Origin of the sequence: Chitinophaga sp. CC14, assembly GCF_048957795.1 — a bacterium.
Taxonomy (GTDB): Bacteria; Bacteroidota; Bacteroidia; order Chitinophagales; family Chitinophagaceae; genus Chitinophaga; species Chitinophaga ginsengisegetis.
This window is the reverse complement of the sequence record NZ_JARBFY010000011.1, coordinates 1-2,964: the sequence shown is the minus strand read 5'-3', so window position 1 is coordinate 2,964 and position 2,964 is coordinate 1. Positions and strand designations below refer to the sequence as shown.

Below are 2,964 nucleotides of genomic sequence, written 5' to 3'. Positions count from 1 at the left end.
CACAACACAATGCCCCCAACAATGGCAGGAAGGGGAACAAGGAAGGGAGGGAAAAGGTAGGGGGGCGGGTGGCAGGCGTGGCGGGATGCAGGCGGGACGGGCATTTGGGCAGGCAGGCAGGCGGGCGGGCAGGCAGGCAGGAATAAAAGATTACTTAGGCCGGGCGGGCCGGGCGGGCCGGGCCGGGCATCACTGCCCGCGCCGGGCCTCCGGGCCTCAATACCCCCACAATTCGTTGCAGCTCCAGATGAACGACCAGGTGCCCAATGTCCAGGATGATCAGCTCCAGGTCATTCACGGGATTTTTCCTGATGGGTATGGGGAAATATCCCCTACTGATCAGGGGAAAAATCCTGTGCTTTGCCTGGAGATCTGTACCTGGCCGAAACCATGAAATGTGCTGCTGTCAAGGGATATGATAATATTGTACCTGGGATGCGCTACCAGGTATCTGGATCTCCAGGATGTGAACTTTGCCGTTGGCCGGTAATAGTACCTGGTATCCTGGATGCCGGTATGTAAAAAAAGGCTGTTTTAAGCCCGTATTTCAACTTGCCCCCTGGTTAAGTAGGTAGTGCGTGAAAAGACAGATCGTTTAAATTTGGCCTGTCCTGGTGCTTGCTATGGGTATTTTTAAAGGAAGGGTATATATGCCGGTAAGCTATATCCTCCAGGTACAATTCAGATAGTGGGAGCCGGTATGTACTTATATCGTAAGTGGATTGTACTTATGTTGTAAGTACGATGTACGTAAATTTCATGTATATTTGCTACCAAACAAAACAAATTTATATGGCAAAGAAACCAGCAAAGACTGACCAGCTAAGGGATAGCGCGTTAGGTGCGCTCAAACAGACTGGTTTGAAAAAAACGGACAAGGCTACTGCCAGGCAGCAGAAAGTGAGGAAGATTGACCCGCTGATTAAACAGCACGCGAAACCGCCAGCGGTCGATACTGGTCAGCTTAATAAACGTTTGCCGGGCCGTAAGGGCTGGCCCCAGGACTTTACTAAGTTCAACCTGGACACCTGGCTAAAGGAGAACACACGGGACTTTGATCTTAACAGGGACGAGATACGTACAGCTCTTTGCACTAGGCTACGGGAGCAGAATTTTGAGCTGGTCCTACCGCAGTATAAATTCCGGGGCAAGGACATGGATGTATTCGCTATTGCCGCAGGCCGGTCCGTAGAATACCGGATCATCCTCACTGCGCAGGAGTTAAGTGATGAAATGTTTAACGCCGCGCAGTTTGGAAAGCAGGCCCGGAACTGGCATGTGGCCCTGAATGCGGGCCTGTTGCATAACCTGTTTTTCTTTGTCATTCCGGCTGGTTTCATTGATGTGAAAGATCTGCCGGCACACGCTGGCGTTATTGAGATAGAGGTCACTCCAAAGTGGGGCCAGTATTCATTTACGGCTGTACGACCTGGTAAGCTCCTGCATCGAGAGTATGTAGAACCCGGCACCTATAAGTCTATTGCGCAAAACCTTCACAATAAAATGTACCTGAATGGCGGCAGTGATAAGAAGGTTTAAGCGGCTGCGGATGACGAAGGACCGGGTTACGGTTTTTGCGATCACACCTAAGCCGGATATACGTCAGGTCCAATCCGATCAAAAGCTGTATGACATTGGTCCTACCAAATTGAAGATGAAGCAGCGCCAGATTGAAAGGCAGGAAAGCAAGGGGGAGCTTGTGAATGAAAAGCTGAAATCCTGGGTAAATGCCGGTATTAAGCGTTTAGATCGCCTGATTAAGCTCCAGGAGTATAAGAGGCAGATCCGGGAAATGGCCCTGGAAATGGGCTTTAAAATACCCAATGCGCCTTTTGGCGTTATCTTTTACCTGCCGGTCCCTAAGTCCTGGAGTGCAAAGAAAAAGCGAGAGCATCACTACGTCCTGATTGATAAGCGCCCTGATATGGACAACCTGTTTAAAGCATTCCTGGATGCGCTGAACGCCAGGAAAAGAAGGGTGCCCCGGCGCGATGCAGAAGGCAAGATCATCCGGGAGGACCGCAGGATAGTCTACGACATAATACAACTGGACCCACTGTTTACAGGAGGGGATGACCGATATGTAAACAATGCCAGTCTTTCAAAACGCTATGTAAATGCAGAGAAAGGCTATATAGAGTTTGTTTTACTCCCATCGCCCTGGGATGATGCAATCATCAAAATGAAGCTGGAAGATGAATAGCTGAAGGTATATGGCCTCTGGACTTGTCCCCCCTTCAGGGAGGGGACAGACCAGGCCCGGTTTACTAGGGTTTTCATATGTAGTATACAAAAGGGAGGATCTACCAGGTGAGCGCCTGGGGACCCCTCACATATATAGTCGCCAAAAGAGCCTAAAACGTCACGCCTTTTATCAACTTTATTTTTGCAGCACTGATGCAATGATTTGAAAGTGAATACCAGCAAGCATATGGCCGGGAAGGGAGGATCTACCAGGTGAGCGCCTGGGACACCCTTCACATATATAGTCTGAAAAAGTGACTAAAAAGGGATGCCCTTTATCAACTTTATTTTTGCAGCATGGTTCCAAAAGAGCTTTAAATGGGACAACACACATCAACTTTTTTTCACCAGGAAGGGGTGCCAGGAGATCCAGGGGGTGCGGCCTCCAGGTTGAAACGCGCGGAAAAATTTGCACCCACTGTACTAAGCAAAGATAAGTAACCCATCACATATAACCAAAAATCCCCTATACTTTTTATGTACTTACATCATACTTATGATATAAGTGTTTCGTAAGTATTATGTAAGTACGCCGTAAGTACACTATAGGCACATAGTAAAAATATATCAATCTACCAAACTACTGGTAAATAAATTAAATAAACAAATTTGTTTCTTTCAAATAAATAGATTATAGCATGACCCGATGCAAGGATGCGCACTATGGAACGTAGTATGCACAAGGGTTTAGCATGTATTCCTTGAATATAAGAGTATATA

General features: G+C 47.7%; 3 protein-coding genes. All 3 read left to right on the top strand.

Going from position 1 to position 2,964, the window contains the following annotated elements:
* The coding region (locus PV783_RS34475) for a hypothetical protein (RefSeq protein WP_420991255.1) at positions 1-394 on the top strand (394 nt) is incomplete at its 5' end.
* Positions 395-792: 398 nt separating this feature from the next.
* On the top strand, positions 793-1,539 hold the full coding sequence (locus tag PV783_RS34470) for a hypothetical protein (protein WP_420991254.1): 747 nt from the start codon (positions 793-795) through the stop codon (positions 1,537-1,539).
* A complete protein-coding gene (locus PV783_RS34465; protein WP_420991253.1) occupies positions 1,514-2,203 on the top strand; it encodes a RusA family crossover junction endodeoxyribonuclease in 690 nt (229 codons plus the stop codon). The genes PV783_RS34470 and PV783_RS34465 overlap by 26 nt, the downstream gene beginning before the upstream one ends.
* Positions 2,204-2,964 lie beyond the last annotated feature (761 nt).